The 16,099-nt window shown below is 63.2% G+C and carries 12 protein-coding genes; 8 read left to right on the top strand and 4 right to left on the bottom strand.

All coding sequences use genetic code 11. The features are described 5' to 3' along the window. Window positions 1-9 precede the first annotated feature (9 nt). The gene (locus tag RIF72_RS06425) at window positions 10-1,488 is read right to left on the bottom strand and encodes an amino acid permease (RefSeq protein ID WP_309074023.1); all 1,479 of its coding nucleotides are present in this window, start codon (window positions 1,486-1,488) and stop codon (window positions 10-12) included. A 337-nt stretch (window positions 1,489-1,825) separates the two neighbouring features. On the opposite strand from RIF72_RS06425, the gene RIF72_RS06430 reads away from it, so the two are divergent. From RIF72_RS06430 to RIF72_RS06455, 6 genes are all read left to right on the top strand, one after another. Continuing rightward, window positions 1,826-3,472: a helix-turn-helix domain-containing protein gene (locus tag RIF72_RS06430; protein WP_309074024.1), complete on the top strand. Its 1,647-nt coding sequence runs from the start codon at window positions 1,826-1,828 to the stop codon at window positions 3,470-3,472. A gap of 4 nt (window positions 3,473-3,476) precedes the next feature. Further along, complete coding sequence (locus RIF72_RS06435; RefSeq protein WP_309074025.1) at window positions 3,477-4,388, top strand: glutaminase; 912 nt, start codon at window positions 3,477-3,479, stop codon at window positions 4,386-4,388. Between the two features lie 15 nt (window positions 4,389-4,403). Continuing rightward, window positions 4,404-5,144 (top strand): DNA alkylation repair protein, encoded by a 741-nt coding sequence (locus RIF72_RS06440; protein WP_309074026.1) that lies wholly within the window; start codon window positions 4,404-4,406, stop codon window positions 5,142-5,144. Between the two features lie 90 nt (window positions 5,145-5,234). Beyond that, the gene (cobA, locus tag RIF72_RS06445; protein WP_309074027.1) at window positions 5,235-6,506 is read left to right on the top strand and encodes a uroporphyrinogen-III C-methyltransferase; all 1,272 of its coding nucleotides are present in this window, start codon (window positions 5,235-5,237) and stop codon (window positions 6,504-6,506) included. A 102-nt stretch (window positions 6,507-6,608) separates the two neighbouring features. Further along, on the top strand, window positions 6,609-8,075 hold the full coding sequence (locus RIF72_RS06450) for an FAD-dependent oxidoreductase (RefSeq protein WP_309074028.1): 1,467 nt from the start codon (window positions 6,609-6,611) through the stop codon (window positions 8,073-8,075). A gap of 94 nt (window positions 8,076-8,169) precedes the next feature. Next, window positions 8,170-9,549 (top strand): MBL fold metallo-hydrolase, encoded by a 1,380-nt coding sequence (locus RIF72_RS06455; protein ID WP_309074029.1) that lies wholly within the window; start codon window positions 8,170-8,172, stop codon window positions 9,547-9,549. A 12-nt stretch (window positions 9,550-9,561) separates the two neighbouring features. Here the strand turns inward: RIF72_RS06455 and RIF72_RS06460 are convergent, their stop codons facing one another. From RIF72_RS06460 to RIF72_RS06470, 3 genes are all read right to left on the bottom strand, one after another. After that, window positions 9,562-10,242: a FadR/GntR family transcriptional regulator gene (locus RIF72_RS06460; protein WP_207594331.1), complete on the bottom strand. Its 681-nt coding sequence runs from the start codon at window positions 10,240-10,242 to the stop codon at window positions 9,562-9,564. Further along, entirely contained in the window at window positions 10,239-11,525 is a 1,287-nt protein-coding gene (locus RIF72_RS06465) for an MFS transporter (RefSeq protein WP_309074030.1), read from the bottom strand. Before RIF72_RS06465 ends, RIF72_RS06460 begins: the two co-directional genes overlap by 4 nt. A 75-nt stretch (window positions 11,526-11,600) precedes the next feature. Then, window positions 11,601-13,043 (bottom strand): PucR family transcriptional regulator, encoded by a 1,443-nt coding sequence (locus RIF72_RS06470; RefSeq protein ID WP_026005258.1) that lies wholly within the window; start codon window positions 13,041-13,043, stop codon window positions 11,601-11,603. A 144-nt stretch (window positions 13,044-13,187) separates the two neighbouring features. Between RIF72_RS06470 and RIF72_RS06475 the strand changes: the two genes are divergently transcribed. Beyond that, on the top strand, window positions 13,188-14,618 hold the full coding sequence (locus tag RIF72_RS06475) for a gamma-aminobutyraldehyde dehydrogenase (RefSeq protein ID WP_309074031.1): 1,431 nt from the start codon (window positions 13,188-13,190) through the stop codon (window positions 14,616-14,618). A 46-nt stretch (window positions 14,619-14,664) separates the two neighbouring features. Continuing rightward, a complete protein-coding gene (gabT, locus tag RIF72_RS06480) occupies window positions 14,665-16,020 on the top strand; it encodes a 4-aminobutyrate--2-oxoglutarate transaminase (protein WP_309074032.1) in 1,356 nt (451 codons plus the stop codon). The last annotated feature ends 79 nt before the right edge of the window (window positions 16,021-16,099 follow it).

Genomic DNA, 16,099 nt, shown 5'->3' on the forward strand with positions numbered 1-16,099 from the left:
AAGATGTGGCTAGGACGTCTGGGCGGCGCGGATGCGGCCGCGATACGCGTACCAACCTGCGATCAGCAGTGGTGCCAGTACCAGCAAGGAAGCCAGCACCCAGCGGCCCGTCTCTGAGAACCCCATGGTGACCAGCACAAAGGCCAGGAATCCGAGCGTCAGGTAGGAGGTGAACGGCGCACCGAACAGCCGGAACGCCGGCCGGACAACTTTGCCGCTGCGAACCCATGATTGGAGCTTGATGTGGCAGAGCATGATGGTGGCCCAACCGCCTATGATGCCCACCGCCGAGATTTCCAGCACGATCTCGAAGACCTGCGACGGGACGACGGCGTTCAATCCAACGCCCACCAAGGTAATGACCGCTGTGAGCAGGATGCCGCCGTAGGGCACGCCGGACGCGCTGATCCTTCCCGTGAACTGCGGAGCCGAGCCGTTCACCGCCATGGAGCGAAGGATGCGGCCGGTGGAGTAGAGGCCGGCGTTGAGGCTGGAGAGCGCCGCGGTGAGGACCACGAAGTTCATCACGGATGCGGAAATGGCTCCGGCCTGCGGATCCCCGAGGTGCGAGAAGAATGTGACAAATGGTGATTCGCCGGATTTGTAGGACGTGAAGGGAAGCAGGAGCGAAAGCAACAGGACCGAGCCCACGTAGAAGACTCCGATGCGGATGACCACGGTGTTTACGGCCTTTGGCATCACCTTGTGCGGGTTGGCCGTTTCTCCGGCCGCAGTTCCCACAAGTTCCACGGCAGCGTAGGCAAACACCACGCCGCTGATCGCCAGGAGCGGTGCCACAGCCCCCATGGGGAACATGCCGCCGTTCTCTGCAATGACGTTGAAGCCCGGAACGCCTACATCCGTCCGGCCGCCAAAGACAATAAAGCAGATCCCCACCACGAGGAACGTCACCAAGGCACCCACCTTGATCATGGCGAACCAGAACTCCATCTCGCCGAAGATCTTCACGGACACCAGATTCAGGGCGAGCACCACCACTAGGGCGATGAGCGCAATCAACCATTGCGGGATGTCGTTGATGGGTGCCCAGTATTGGCCCCAGAACTTGACGTAGAGGGCAACTGCGGTGACGTCCACAATGGAGGTCATGGCCCAGTTCAGGAAGTAGAGCCAGCCGGCGGTGTATGCCATTTTCTCGCCGTAGAACTCCCGGGCGTAGGAAACGAACGAGCCCGACGTAGGGCGGTACAGCACCAACTCGCCCAGTGCCCGGAGGATCAGGAAGGCAAAGAACCCGCAGACGGCATAGACCAGGATCAGGGCGGGCCCGGAACCGTTGAGGCGACCGCCGGCGCCCATGAAGAGCCCGGTACCGATCGCACCGCCGATGGCGATCATCTGGATCTGCCGGGGCTTGAGGGTTTTGCGGTAACCGGCTTCCTCTTGGGCGAAAGCGCTCGACGACGTTCGGGTGGCTAAGCCTGGTGCGGACGGAAGGGTTTTTGTAGATGCAGGGGTGGGTATCACTTCTGGGGTCTCCTTTGACTCCGGTGCCACCTCAGGTGGCTCAATACTCCAAAAACGGTGGCTGTCGGGCAGCTGCGCCTGAAATTGGCCGCGCTGCAGGCAGTCTTTGTGGTGTTTGGGACAGTCACCAACTCTAGGTGTCCGCCGTCGCCAACAAATTGGCTGGCGAACCAAATTCAGGGCCCGGCTCTTGTGCCGAGGGGACAACACTGGTGTTCTGAAGGGCCGGTAATGTTTCTCGCTGTGCGTGTCCGCGTACATGTACCGGCGGAGCCCCTCAATGGCGAGGGAGCGTCCTGCTGAAGTGAACTGATGAGGAGAGGAAGCGATAGCTTCGTTGAAAGCCCTGGAAATTGACGACGACGGTGTCGTCACCTTATTGAGCGATGTCCTTGAAGACCTGGGCGTCCACAACGCACGGTTGCTGTTGGCCCCGGCAGAGGACAACAGAAACGTTCGTGAAACTGTCATTGTTGACGCTGAAGACGACGACGCGATCCGCCCGGGGGCATTGGTCATGCTCATCGGCGCCCGCGGACGCGCGGCGCTCCCGGCACTTCGCAGGATTGTTGCCGACCGTCCCACGGCAATAGCCGTTAAGGGCAACGAACGCGAGTTGGAAGCCGCAGCAGAGTTACTGCGACCCACGGGCATCGGGCTGGTGGCGGTCGCACCGGGTCTGCGGTGGGACAAATTCGAAAGCGTCGCTTTGGACCGTGTCCACGAAAACCGTGTCCGCGAAAACGACGGCCGCTTCAGCGATGTGCCCGGCGAAAGCACCACGTCAGTGCATCGGGACCTGTTTGCGATCGCCCAAACAACCGCGACCCTAACCAACGGCCATGTGGTCATTGAAGATCCAGGCAACAAAGTGCTTGCCTACTCGCCGGCGTCCAATGATGTTGATGAGCTCCGCAGGTTGTCCATCCTGGCGCGGCGGGGGCCCGAGAAATACCAAAAACTGCTCAAGGAATCAGGGGTCTACAAGCACCTTCAGGCTACTGAAGCGCCGATTCATGTGGAAGCCAACATGGATGCGGGTCTTCGGGAACGAGTAGCAATCGGTATTCATGCCGGCAGCCGTGTGATGGGGTACATCTGGTTGCAGGAGGGTGCTGAACCTTTGGCGGCCAACACGGACCGCATCATGGTGGGAGCAGCCCGCCACGCAGCGATCGAATTGGTCCGGCACCGCAATGAACAGTCCCAATCGATGCGGGAGGACCGGGTCTCAAGCCTCCTGAGCGGCACGGCGCAGGTGCACTCGCAGGCCCAGTCCGCAGGGATTGATCCATCAAAACCAGCAGCCCTGGTCCTGATCTCTGCGGGCGGTTTGAGCCAGAGCGCCGCCGGCCTCCAACTCCGCAGGGGAGAACTTTCCAAGGTGGCATCAATTCACGCTGCAGCGTACAGGCCCGGTGCAGTGGTGGGGGCTCTCGGAATGGAAACGGCCATCATCCTGCCCGACCTCGACCCTCTGAAATCGCTTCCTGCCATCAACAGGCTGGTCAATACGATTGTTCGTGATGCCACCACCCACCTTCACTTTCAAGTGCAGGCAGCCGTGGGTCCCATCGTTCCGCGCCTGGACGCCTTGCACGCCACCCTTGATCACGTGCGCAGCGTCCTGAAAGTCATGGAGGCAACTCCCGAAGTTCGCGTGGCCTCGTACAGCGACGTGGAAACGACGGTCCTCACCAGGGAGCTGCTGGAGTTGCTGGAGTCACGGACCACCTTGCGTCATGCCGGAATCACCCGGCTGTGCAGCCGCTATCCGGAGTTCGCCCTGACGCTCCTGACTTACCTGGAGTTCTTTGGCGACGTGAACCGCTGCGCCGAGGAACTGGCCGTCCACCGCAACACAGTCCACTACAGGCTGCGTCGCGCCTGCGAAGTGGCGGGACTGGACCTGCAGTCCGCAGACGAACGCCTTCTGGCGCACCTTCAGATCAGGCTCTGGACCTACGCAGGGACCAAGGGCTAGAAGCGTGGACATCCAGAATCTCCTCGACGACATCGTCGGGGCTGTGCAGCCGCATGTCGGCCAAGGCAATGTAGCCCGCTACATCCCGCAGCTCGGGGCCGTGAATCCCCAACAATTCGGGATTTCCGTGGCAACCCGGGACGGCGAGGTCTATTCAGCCGGAGATGCCCACGTGGACTTCTCCATCCAAAGCATCTCCAAGGTATTTGCGCTCGCCTTGGTGTTGGCGTTCGACGGCGACGGGATCTGGAAGCGAGTCTTCCGGGAGCCCTCAGGCAACCCGTTCAACTCGCTGATCCAGCTGGAAAGCGAGGAAGGGATTCCCCGGAACCCTTTCATCAACGCCGGCGCAATCGTGGTGACGGACAGGCTCCTCAGCATCACCGGCAATGCCGCGCACGCAGTGAGGGATCTGATGCGTCAAGAGACCACCAAGGAAAGCATCGATACCGATCACCACGTTGCCGGGTCCGAACTGGCCAACAGCCACCGCAATGCCTCGCTGGCCCATTTCCTGGCGAGCTGCGGCAACCTGGAGAACCCGGTGGACGAGGTCCTGGACTCCTACGCCAAGCAGTGCGCCCTCGCCATGACATGTGAGGACCTGGCGCTCGCGACCCGCTTCCTGGCTGCCAACGGCTTGGGAACGGACGGAACCCTTTTGTTGTCGCCGGCGCAGACCAAGAGGATCAACGCCGTCATGCTCACCTGCGGAACGTACGACGCCGCAGGCGAATTCGCGTATCGGGTGGGCCTCCCTGGCAAGAGCGGCGTGGGCGGAGGGATCGTAGCCGTGGTTCCGAACAAGTGCTCCATCAGTGTGTGGAGCCCTGGCCTGGGACGGTCCGGGAATTCCGTGGCCGGCGTGGCCGCTCTGGACGAATTCACCACGCGTACTGGCTGGTCGGTCTTTTAGGCGCATTATTGAGGGATGACAGGTACCCAGCCCAGCGCCGTCGAGTTCCTGGCACGGCTTCAAGCGAGGCAATCCGACGTCGAGCAGCTCAAGTACCAGCGGTATTTCAAGACAGGCAAGGGCGACTACGCCGAGGGTGACTTCTTCATGGGCGTCCGCATGGGCGAGGTTTTCACGCTTGGCAAGGAATTCGCGGCCATGCCCCCGGCTGAAATCGAGAAGCTCCTGGAAGAGGACATCCACGAGGCCCGCGCCGGAGCTGTGAAGATCATGGCGCTGCAAACGCAGAAAAAGAAGACCACGGAAGAGCGGCGCAAGGAGCTGTACGAGCTGTACCTGCGCAGGCATGACCGCATCAACAACTGGGACCTGGTGGACCTGGGAGCCGGGCGAGTGGTGGGCGGTTGGCTCATGGATAAGCCGCGGGATCCGCTGTATGACCTGGCCCGTTCGGAGAATATGTGGGAGCGTCGGACGGCCATCGTCGCGACGTCGGCGTTCATCCGGGAAGGCCAACTGGATGACACGTTCGCCATCGCTGAGATCCTCCTTCATGACAAGGAAGACCTCATCCATAAGGCGGTGGGCGGTTGGGTCCGCGATGCCGGGCGCAGCAGCCGCGAGCGTCTGCTGGCGTTCCTCGACGAACACGCAGCCACCATGCCGCGGACGGCTCTTCGTTACGCGATTGAGCACTTGGGCAAGGAACAGCGCGCGTATTACCTGACGCTGAAAGACCGTGTTTCCCCGAATTAGGCAGGGAACTATGTGACGTTGGATTACCCAGCGTTACCGGGTGTTTCCGAGCCTTTGAAGCATGTTACGGCGCCGCCCTACAGTTTTTTCATGGCAATACAGGACATTTACCCCACCGCGCTGCGGCTGCTCGGCCGCCCGGTGCTGGTGGTTGGCGGCGGCCCCGTCGCGGAGCGCCGCGCCAAGGGACTGCTTGACGCCGGTGCGAAAGTCACCGTGGTCGCTCCCTTTGCCACCGAAACACTTCGCGGTCTCGCCACTTCCGGTCTCCTCACCTGGGAGCAGCGCGAGTACCGCACGTCCGACCTCGACGGCGTCTGGTTCGCTCAGACCGCCACTGGCACAGCAGCTGTGGACACCCAGGTAGCCGCCGACGCCGAGGCGCAGCGCATCTGGTGTGTCAACGCCTCGGACCATGAAGCATCAGCCGCTTGGACACCCGCCGTTGCCGTGGTGGACGACGTCAAGATCGCCATCAATGCCGGGGGAGACCCTCGCCGTGCCATGGCCCTCCGCAACGCTGTAGCCACTGCCCTCGAAACCGGGGACCTGCCGCTCCGCCGTCATCGCAAGGCGGGAACGGACGGCTTCGTTGGCTCGGTCGCTTTGGTCGGCGGTGGTCCCGGCGACTCGGGACTCATCACAGTCCGCGGTCGTCGCCTGCTGGGCCAGGCCGACGTCGTGGTTGCTGACCGTCTTGGCCCGCGCGAGCTGCTCAAGGAACTTGCCCCGGACGTCCGGGTGATCGAGGTAGGCAAGACGCCCGGCCACCATCCCGTGCCGCAGCTCGAGATCAACAGGATCCTTGTGGAGGAAGCCCTCAAGGGCAACCGGGTGGTCCGCCTCAAAGGCGGCGACCCCTACGTCTTGGGCCGCGGCGGCGAGGAAGCGGAGTTCTGCCGCCAGAACGGCGTCGAGGTTGAAGTGGTGTCCGGCGTGACGTCTGCAATCTCCGTTCCGGCGGCTGCGGGTATCCCTGTGACACACCGCGGCCTGGCCAAGGGTTTCAGCGTGGTGACCGGCCACGAAGAGTTGTCCGAAGTCCCGGCACGCCCTGATCACACTGTGGTGTTGCTCATGGGAGTGGCGCAATTGCGCGATTCCGCGGCTGAGCTGGCCGGCTCGGGTCTGCCTTTGGACACACCAGTAGGTATCGTAGAGAACGGGTATTTGCCGGACCAGCGCGTCACCATCGGCACTCTGGGAACCATCGCGGACCAGGCGGAAGCCGTCGGCGTGGCCAACCCGGCGGTCATTGTGATCGGCGATGTGGTCCGTGTCAGCCCCTTTGCACCGCAGCATTTCAAGACCGCTGACTACAGCACAATTACCCCGAATCGTCCCCGCGTCCGCAGTAACTAGCCCCCGGCCCAACTAGGTAGCAGTTCACGTCGTTATGAGCCCTCAAAACGACGTGAACTGCGACCTAGTTGGGAGGACTGAACAAGAAGAAGGAACACAGCCGTGTCAATTAGCACTCCCGTAGGTTCTGCGGACCGTCCGCTTCGCGTCGCTGTCATCGGCTCCGGCCCGGCCGGCGTTTACGCAGCGGACATCCTGACCAAGAGCGAGGCCGTCAAGAGCGGCGAACTCAACGTCAGCATCGACCTCTTCGACCGCTACCCGGCACCGTACGGCCTGATCCGCTACGGCGTTGCCCCGGACCACCCCCGCATCAAGGGCATCGTCAACGCCCTGCACAAGGTTTTGGACCGCGGCGACATCCGCTTCTTCGGCAACGTGGATTACGGCACGGACATCTCCATTGATGACCTCCGCAAGCACTACGACGCCGTCATCTTCGCTACCGGCGCCATCAAGGACGCAGACCTGAACATCCCCGGCATCGAACTCGAAGGTTCCTTCGGCGGCGCCGACTTCGTGTCCTGGTACGACGGACACCCGGACGTTCCCCGCGAATGGCCGCTGGATGCCAAGGAAATCGCTGTCCTCGGCAACGGCAACGTGGCCCTGGATGTGGCCCGCGTCCTGTCCAAGCACGCCGATGACCTCCTGGTCACCGAAATCCCGGACAACGTCTACGCCGCTCTGAAGAACTCCCCGGTCACCGACGTTCACGTCTTCGGCCGCCGTGGTCCGGCCCAGGTGAAGTTCACCCCGCTGGAACTCCGCGAACTCTCGCACTCCAAGGACGTAGACATCATCCTCTACGCCGAGGACTTCGAATTCGACGAAGAGTCCGACCGCCAGGTCCAGACCAACAACCAGACCAAGACCATGGTTGGCACGCTCACCAACTGGATCGCCGAGCAGCCCGAGGACCTCTCCGAGCTCACGGCTTCCCGCCGCCTGCACCTGCACTTCCTGCACAGCCCGGTGGAAATCGTGGACTCCCCGGAAACCCCGGGCAAGGTAGCCGGCATCAAGTTCGAGCGCACCGAGCTGGACGGCACGGGCAACGCCCGCGGCACCGGCGAGTTCATCGACTACCCGGTCCAGGCCGTGTACCGCTCCATCGGCTACTTCGGTTCGGCCCTGCCGGACGTCGAGTTCGACCACAAGAAGGGCGTCGTCACCAACGACGGCGGTCGTGTCCTGGACGCCGACGGCCAGCACGTGCCCGGCCTCTACGCAACGGGCTGGATCAAGCGCGGTCCCGTTGGCCTCATCGGCCACACCAAGGGCGATGCCCTCGAAACCGTCACCTACCTCTTGGAGGACCGCGAAAACCTGCCGGTCGCCGAGGTTCCCGCGGCGGACGCCGTGGTGGATCTCCTCGATGCCCGCGGCGTGAAGTTCACCAGCTGGGAAGGCTGGCTGGCCCTTGACGCACACGAGCTCGCTCTCGGCGCAGCAGCCACCGAGGCCGGCACCTCCCACGGCGTTGAGGTCAAGCGTGAGCGCATCAAGGTTGTGCCGCGCGAGGACATGGTCAACATTTCCCGTGATGGCGTAGCCGCACAGGTCTAGTTCTTCCGTTTCACGGCTGGCGGGGTCACTCAATCTGAGTGGCCCCGCTTTGCTTTTAGGCTCGCCACTGTGGCACCCGGCGGTACCCTGAGTCATGGACGTCGTCGTCATTGAAACTCCGCAGCTGGGTGATCGCAGCTACTTGGTGCACGACGGCTCAGTGGCGTTGGTGATCGACCCCCAGCGGGACATCGACCGGGTGGAAGCGGCGGCTGCTAAGGCTGGCGTACGGATCACGCATGTTGCCGAAACGCACCTGCACAACGACTACGTCACAGGCGGCCTCGTCCTGGCGGAGAAGCAGGGCGCTGCATACTTGGTGAACGCCGCTGACGAGGTCTCTTTCAGGCGTGTCCCTGTCACGGACGGCCAGGTGCTTCGGATTGGCCGGCTTTCCGTGACGGTGGTGGCCACGCCTGGCCACACGCACACGCACCTCTCCTATGTGGTGCGGGACGACACGTACGACGGCGGCATGGAGGCTGTGTTTTCCGGCGGCAGCTTGCTCTACGGTTCAGTCGGGAGGACGGACCTGGTCTCCCCGCAGGACACCGCGAAGTTGGCCCATGATCAGTACTCCTCGGTCCGGCGCCTGGTGGACTCGGCGACGCCCGAAGCAGCCCTCTACCCAACGCATGGATTCGGCTCGTTCTGTTCCATCGGCCCGGCGAGCCATCAAGAGAGCTCGACGATCAGTGAGCAAACCGGGTCCAATCACGCCCTGACAGATCCGGACGAGGAACACTTTGTGTCGCAGTTGCTGGAGAACATCACGGCCTACCCCGCGTACTACGCCCACATGAGCCCGCTGAATGCCGCCGGTCCGTACCCGGCAATCCTGGACGTGCCGGACTCCGTGGACGCTGAGGAACTGGGCCGGCGCTTGAGGGCAGGAGAGTGGGTGGTGGATCTGCGGCATCGCGTGGCTTTCGCGGACAGTCATCTCCAAGGCAGCGTGAGTTTTGAGTACGGCCGTGGGGACAACTTCACCAGCTACCTCGGTTGGGTGATTCCGTGGAACCAGCCGCTCACGCTGTTGGGGCCCATCGACGAGGTTGAAAAGGCGATCCGTGACTTGGCGAGGATCGGCATCGACAGCCCGGATGCCGCCGTCGGGCCTGAAGCCGCAGTTCTGAACGTTGGAGCGTTGGCACCTGACCATCCCCAGGCGAGCTACGAGCACGGGGACTGGGCTGCTCTCCTCAGTAACAGGACCAGTGAGGACATGGTCCTGGACGTTCGCCGCTCGGACGAATACAAGGCCTCCCACGTCAAAGGAGCGATTAACATTCCGGTCTACGAGTTGCTCAGCAGAATCACAGAGCTGCCGGACGCGAGGATCTGGGTGCACTGTGCCACGGGATATCGGGCGAGTGTCGCAGCGAGTTTGCTGGATAGGGCCGGGCGCGAGGTGGTGCTCATCAACGCCAGGTTCAAGGACGCATCCGGTGCAGGAGTCGAGACCACGCCGTAAACACTGGCTGAGTTACCGCGGCGCCTGGTCGGAGCAGTAGTCCAAGTTCCGGTACACGCTCTGGACGGCGGCATCGGGGTCGTGTGCTTCCAGTGCGTCAACCAGTTCGTCGTGGCCTTCGCGGGGGATGCCGTTGAAGCCACCCTTTCGTTGCTGGCGGAGGAGGTCGTTGTGGAATACGCCGCCGAACGAAACATAGAGCTGGTGGAGCAAGGGGTTTCCTGAAGCCAAGGCGACGCGTTCGTGGAATTCCCAGTCGGCGCTGGCCCACGTGGGGTAGTCCTCGGCTTGCCAGGCGTCGTGGCGGAGCGCGAGGAGGCGGCGCATTTCGGCCAGGTCCTCAGCGGTAGCGTGCTTGGTGGCCAATCGGGCAGCCTGGGTATCCAGGCCGAGCCGGACTTCCACGATGTGCTCCTGAGTGTGCTCCAGGTACATGCGCTGCGCCGCGCCGGACATCTCACTGTTGGCCCGCACATAGGTGCCGTCCCCTCGCCGCACTTCCAGCATGCCGGAGTGGGCCAGCGCCTTGATGGCCTCGCGCAAAGTTCCCCGCGAAACACCAAGAGTGGACATGAGCTCGGGCTCGGCAGGGATTCGCTCCTGAAGCGGCCACTCACCGGACTTGATCATGTCCCGCAGCTTGGCGGTGATCTCCTCGGCAAGGGCCGGGCGATGCGAAGGGGTCAGGGTCATGCTGTCCTCGGTCCGGTCTTGGTGGCAGTGCGCTTGCTCGTGAGCAGGTGGCAGGTAACCATGAGCGCTACCGCCACGATGGACAGCAGGCTCAGCGGCAGCACCCAGCCGCCGGTGGCGCTGTGGAGCAGGCCCATGCCGAACGGGCCAATTGCCGCTATCAAGTATCCCAGCGATTGGGCGATGGTGGAGAGCGCGGTGGTTTCCGCCGTCGAACGCCCGCTGCGGCTGATGATCACCAAGACGAGCGGGAAGATGCCCAAGCCGAAGCCGAACAGCACGGCAGGCACAACCGCCAACGACGTCGGCAGCCAGACCATTGCGGCGATGGCCAGCAAGGTGGAGCTGCTGGCCAGATACAGCGCGGGGCGGAGCATGCGGGGGCGGGAGCCGAAGGCGAGCAGGATCATGCCGGCGGCGACGGAGACCAACTGCATCACACCGAACTGCAGGCCGCTTTCGGAGGCGCTGAGACCTTGCGAGGTCAGGATGTAGGCGAACCAGCTCATCACGGCGTAGGCAAGGAATGCCTGGAAGGTGAAGATCGCGGTAATCAGGATGCCGAGGCGGGTACGCAGCAACGGCCACATGGACACCCGCGGCCGGTCCGTTTTGGTGGAGTTGCGGTGGGTGTGGAGGACAACCGGCAGGAAGCCCAGCAGGGCCGCGACGCCCAGGATTCCCCAAGCTGCCAAGCCCATGGACGGCGAGCCGAGCTCGTGCGCCAGCGGAACACTCACGGCAGCGGCGAAGGTAGCGCCGCCGGACATGGTGAAGGTGTAGAGACCCGTCATCATGGAGGTGCGCTCTGAGTAGTGCTCACGGATGAACGACGGCATGGCCACGTTGCACACGGCCAGGCCGGACATCGCCAGGACGGTGCCTCCGAGGAGTGCGCCCGTCACCGGAACGCCACGGACCAGCAATCCGCCGGCCAGCAGGGCCAACGCGATGGCGATGGCCTTTTCAACACCCACCCGGCGGGTCAGCCAGGACGTTCCCATGCCCGCAACCGCAAAGCACAGCAGCGGGATGGAAGGCAGAATGGACGCCACCAGGGCGCCATAACCCAGCACCTGTTGCAGGTCATGGAACAGGGCGGCGGCGCTGGTGATGCCGGCGCGCAGGTTCAGGCCGATGAGCACCACGGCAATAATGCCGACGACGGCGACGACGCGCGTCTTGGGGACTGCGGAACTTGCCGAAAGCTCAGGGGCGGCCTGGGCAGGGCTCACAGTAGGGATGTTTCCGGTGCTGGGGGTAAGAGGAGTCGTCGCGGCCATATCTAAAGGTTAGACGTTTGACGTCTAATGTCTAGGGTTTTGTGGCGAAGCTCTCCGCGCCGGTTCGTGGAGGGGCTAGCGGGGGTTGCGCGACCCCAATCGTTGGACCGCCAACGCCAACCAAAGCTGCACACGGTCCTGTGTCTGGGAGGGGTCGTAGCCCGTCAATTCGGTGATCTGTGCCAAACGGTAACGCACAGTGTTGCGGTGCAGGGTGAGGGCTTCGGCCACGGCCGCCACTGACCCGTTGTGGTTCAGGTAGCTTTCCAAAGTGGCCACAAGTTCGGCCCCGTGGGCGGCGTCGAACTTCCGCAGCGGGGTCAGGGATTCGCTGGCCATGTCCGCCAGCGGAACATCCTCGCTGGCAAGCAGCAGGGATGTCAGGCTCAGGCGCTCCGGCTCGTTGACCGGCAAGCCATGCGCCACGGCGTCGCGCGCTTCAAAGTAGCTCCAACGCAGGCCGTTCGGCTTGGTGTAGGCGCCGCCGATACCAATAACGGCGTGGATACCGGCTTCCTGCAGGTGGTCGCTGAGGCTCTTGGCCAAGGCGGTAGCCGAGCTGCCGTCGTCGCTGATGACCGTGACCAGGTCCTTCCCGACGACGGCGCTGACGCCGGCCTCCAGCGCTTGGGGCAGCGAAATGCTGATCAGTTGTTTGTGGTGTGCAGTGGACTCTGCCACTAGAACGACGTTCTTTCGCGTGCTGTTGATGCCCACGCCTGCCAGTCGCCGGGCGGCCTCGATGCTCTCAAGGGTGCCGTGAATGACGTCGTCCAGCACCTGACCTGCCATGGCGCGCTGGGCCTGCCGCTGCTTGACCATGTTGTTGAGCTCCACGCTGATGAGGTTCTGCGCGTAGCTGACGATTCCGGAGTCGACGAAGGGTTGCCGCAGCCAGAGCGTGCAGGCGTCCCTACGGCCGGTGGGAATCGGATACGAAGCCCAGCCATCCGCCGTCGGCGCCGGTTTCCCCGCCACGCTGTTGTAGAGCTGCGCGCTGAACTGGGTAAGCACCACGTCAGTGCGGAGCATGCTGCCCAGTTGCTTGAGGAGTTCGTTCAGGCCTCCACCAGTGAGCAGCGAGCGTGCCAGGATCTGATGCCCGGCGAGGAGTCGCTCCAGATTGGAGTAATGGTCGGCAGAATGTGATTCCGCCACGAGTTTACCGATGGCGATGAAGGGGATCTCGTAGGGGACTTCCACCAAGGGCAGGCCCCAGCGGTTGGCTTCTGCGATGAGTGCTTCCGGAACGGACTCGTGGGTGAGGCCGATGCCAAAACCGATCCCCACGGCACCAGCGCGTTGGGCTTGGCGGACGAAACGCCGCTGGTCGGCGGCGCTTTTGAGGCGCAGGCCGGTGGTGAGGACCAATTCTCCGCCGCTGAGGAAGCGCTGGGGATCTTCCAGTTCCGTCACGGCAACCCAGCTGATGTCCTGGTTCCACGTGGTTTCGGCAAGGCCGGCTTGGCGGAGTTTCAGGGAGGGAACAGCGACGAGCGAAGCGAGGGACATTGCCATGCTTTAAAGCGTAACCCGGCACTGGTCAAGCGCACTAAGCGGGGGGTCCTTGTGTGTGCAGCTGGCTATTCCTTGGACCCCCTCCCTGGCATAGGCTCTGATCAGCTAAACCCATGCCCAGACTCCGAAAGAGGGTTGCACACCGTGGTTCAAACCTTGCAGAACTTCATCAACGGCGAATTCGTTACGCCGGCAGGTACGGGTCTTCTCGACATCGTGAACCCCGCCACCGGGGAAATCGTTGCCAAGTCGCCCATTTCGGTTCAGGCCGATGTGGACGCCGCCATGACCGCGGCCAATCAGGCCTTCAAGTCGTGGAAGAAGGCCACACCTGGCCAGCGCCAGCTGATGCTCCTCAAGCTTGCAGACGCCGTCGAGGCCAACAGCGACGAACTCGTGGAAGCTCAGCACCGCAACACCGGGCAGGTCCGATCCCTGATTGCCTCCGAAGAAGTTGCCGCAGGTGCTGACCAGCTCCGCTTCTTCGCCGGTGCAGCACGCATCATGGAAGGCAAGTCCGCAGGTGAATACTTCGAGGGCCACACCTCCTACGTGCGTCGCGAACCGATCGGCGTCGTAGCCCAGGTTGCTCCGTGGAACTACCCGTTCCTCATGGCCATCTGGAAGATCGGCCCCGCCCTGGCCGCAGGCAACACCATTGTCCTGAAGCCTTCCGACACCACCCCTGAGTCCACCTTGGTCCTGGCACGTCTGGCCAGCGAGATCTTCCCGGCCGGTGTCCTCAACGTTGTCCTGGGCACCGGCGAAACCGGCGCAATGATGGTTGACCACAAGGTCCCCGGCCTGGTGTCCATTACAGGTTCCGTCCGCGCAGGCATCGCTGTGGCAAGCGGCGCAGCCAAGGGCCTCAAGCGTGCCCACCTGGAACTTGGTGGCAAGGCTCCCGCCATCGTCTTCAAGGATGCCGACATCAAGAAGAGCGCAGCCGCCATCGCCGAGTTCGCGTTCTTTAACGCAGGCCAGGACTGCACGGCCATCACCCGCGTGTTGGTGGAGGACTCCGTCCACGACGACGTTGTGGCGGCAATGGTGGAGCACACCAAGACCCTGCGCACGGGTTCGCAGAACGACGAAGACAACTACTTCGGCCCGCTCAACAACGTGAACCACTTCAACGCTGTGACGTCCGTGGTGGAGAACCTTCCGGCCAACTGCAAGATCGAAACCGGTGGCCACCGCGCAGGCGAGAAGGGCTTCTTCTTCGAGCCCACCATCGTCTCCGGTGCGAAGCAGACTGACGACATCGTGCAGAAGGAAACCTTCGGCCCGGTTATCACCGTCCAGAAGTTCAGCACCGAAGAAGAAGCGCTCGAGCTGGCCAACGACGTCGAATACGCCTTGGCTTCAAGCGTCTGGACCACCGACCACGGCACGGCGATGCGCATGAGCCGCGACCTGGACTTCGGTGCGGTTTGGATCAACACCCACATCCTGCTGACGGCTGAAATGCCGCACGGCGGCTTCAAGCAGTCCGGCTACGGCAAGGACCTCTCCATGTACGGCGTTGAGGACTACACGCGCATCAAGCACGTCATGTCTGCACTCGACGCATAGCGCGTTCGCGTAACCCGTACGAATTTCCCAGAAAGGCAACCACCCCATGACTACAACCGCGAACGAACTCTCGTACCGCATCGAGCAGAAGCGCAACATCAACGGCGCCTTCCCCGGCCCCAAGTCGCAGGCACTGGCCGAGCGCCGCTCCGCCGTCGTTGCTGCCGGCGTCGCCTCGGGCGTTCCCGTTTACGTTGAAGACGCCGACGGCGGCATCATCCGCGACGTCGACGGCAACTCCTTCATCGACCTTGGTTCCGGCATCGCCGTGACCAGCGTCGGCGCATCCGATCCCGCCGTCGTCGCCGCTGTCCAGGAAGCTGCTGCGCACTTCACGCACACCTGCTTCATGGTTACCCCGTACGAGGGCTATGTTGCAGTTGCCGAGCAGCTCAACCGCCTTACCCCGGGCGACCACGCTAAGCGCACGGTCCTGTTCAACTCCGGCGCTGAAGCTGTGGAGAACGCCGTCAAGGTTGCACGTCTCGCAACCGGTCGCGACGCCGTAGTAGCTTTCGACCACGCCTACCACGGCCGCACCAACCTGACCATGGCGCTGACTGCCAAGGCCATGCCGTACAAGACCAACTTCGGCCCGTTCGCGCCGGAGGTCTACCGCATGCCCATGAGCTACCCGTTCCGTGAAGAGAACCCGGAGATCACCGGTGCCGAGGCTGCCAAGCGCGCCATCACCATGATCGAGAAGCAGATCGGTGGCGACCAGGTTGCCGCGATCATCATCGAGCCCATTCAGGGTGAGGGTGGCTTCATCGTCCCGGCCGAGGGCTTCCTCCCGGCTTTGTCCGCTTGGGCCAAGGAAAAGGGCATCGTCTTCATCGCTGACGAGGTCCAGTCCGGTTTCTGCCGCACGGGCGAATGGTTTGCCGTTGACCACGAGGGTGTTGTCCCGGACATCATCACCATGGCCAAGGGCATCGCCGGCGGCCTCCCGCTGTCCGCTATCACCGGCCGCGCAGACCTGCTCGACGCCGTCCACCCGGGCGGACTCGGCGGCACCTACGGTGGCAACCCGGTTGCTTGCGCCGCAGCACTCGCAGCGATCGACACCATGGAACAGCACGACCTCAACGGCCGTGCCCGCCACATCGAAGAGCTCGCCTTGGGCAAGCTCCGCGAACTGGCTGAAGAAGTTTCCGTGGTTGGCGACATCCGTGGCCGCGGCGCCATGCTGGCCATCGAGCTCGTACAGCCCGGCTCCAAGGAACCGAACGCTGAGCTCACCAAGGCTGTTGCTGCCGCTTGCCTCAAGGAAGGCGTCATCATCCTGACCTGTGGCACCTACGGCAATGTGATCCGTTTGCTTCCGCCGCTGGTCATCAGCGACGACCTGCTCATCGACGGCCTCGAGGTCCTCGCAGCAGCCATCAAGGCTCACGCGTAAGTTTCATCGCTTGTTTTAGGAGGAGGGCCGGGTTTCTACCCGGCCCTCCTTCCGCGTTTAAAGCGGTGCGCCGCCGTGG

The organism is Paenarthrobacter sp. (assembly GCF_031180005.1).
Classification (GTDB): Bacteria; Actinomycetota; Actinomycetes; order Actinomycetales; family Micrococcaceae; genus Arthrobacter.

What these genes read in the sequence shown, in the direction of transcription:
- cobA (WP_309074027.1), top strand. Translation starts at nt 5,235, where the DNA reads ATGGCAATACAGGACATTTACCCCACCGCGCTGCGGCTGCTCGGCCGC.
- RIF72_RS06460 (WP_207594331.1), bottom strand. Translation starts at nt 10,242, where the DNA reads ATGACCCTGACCCCTTCGCATCGCCCGGCCCTTGCCGAGGAGATCACC.
- RIF72_RS06455 (WP_309074029.1), top strand. Translation starts at nt 8,170, where the DNA reads ATGGACGTCGTCGTCATTGAAACTCCGCAGCTGGGTGATCGCAGCTAC.
- RIF72_RS06440 (WP_309074026.1), top strand. Translation starts at nt 4,404, where the DNA reads ATGACAGGTACCCAGCCCAGCGCCGTCGAGTTCCTGGCACGGCTTCAA.
- RIF72_RS06465 (WP_309074030.1), bottom strand. Translation starts at nt 11,525, where the DNA reads ATGGCCGCGACGACTCCTCTTACCCCCAGCACCGGAAACATCCCTACT.
- gabT (WP_309074032.1), top strand. Translation starts at nt 14,665, where the DNA reads ATGACTACAACCGCGAACGAACTCTCGTACCGCATCGAGCAGAAGCGC.
- RIF72_RS06470 (WP_026005258.1), bottom strand. Translation starts at nt 13,043, where the DNA reads ATGGCAATGTCCCTCGCTTCGCTCGTCGCTGTTCCCTCCCTGAAACTC.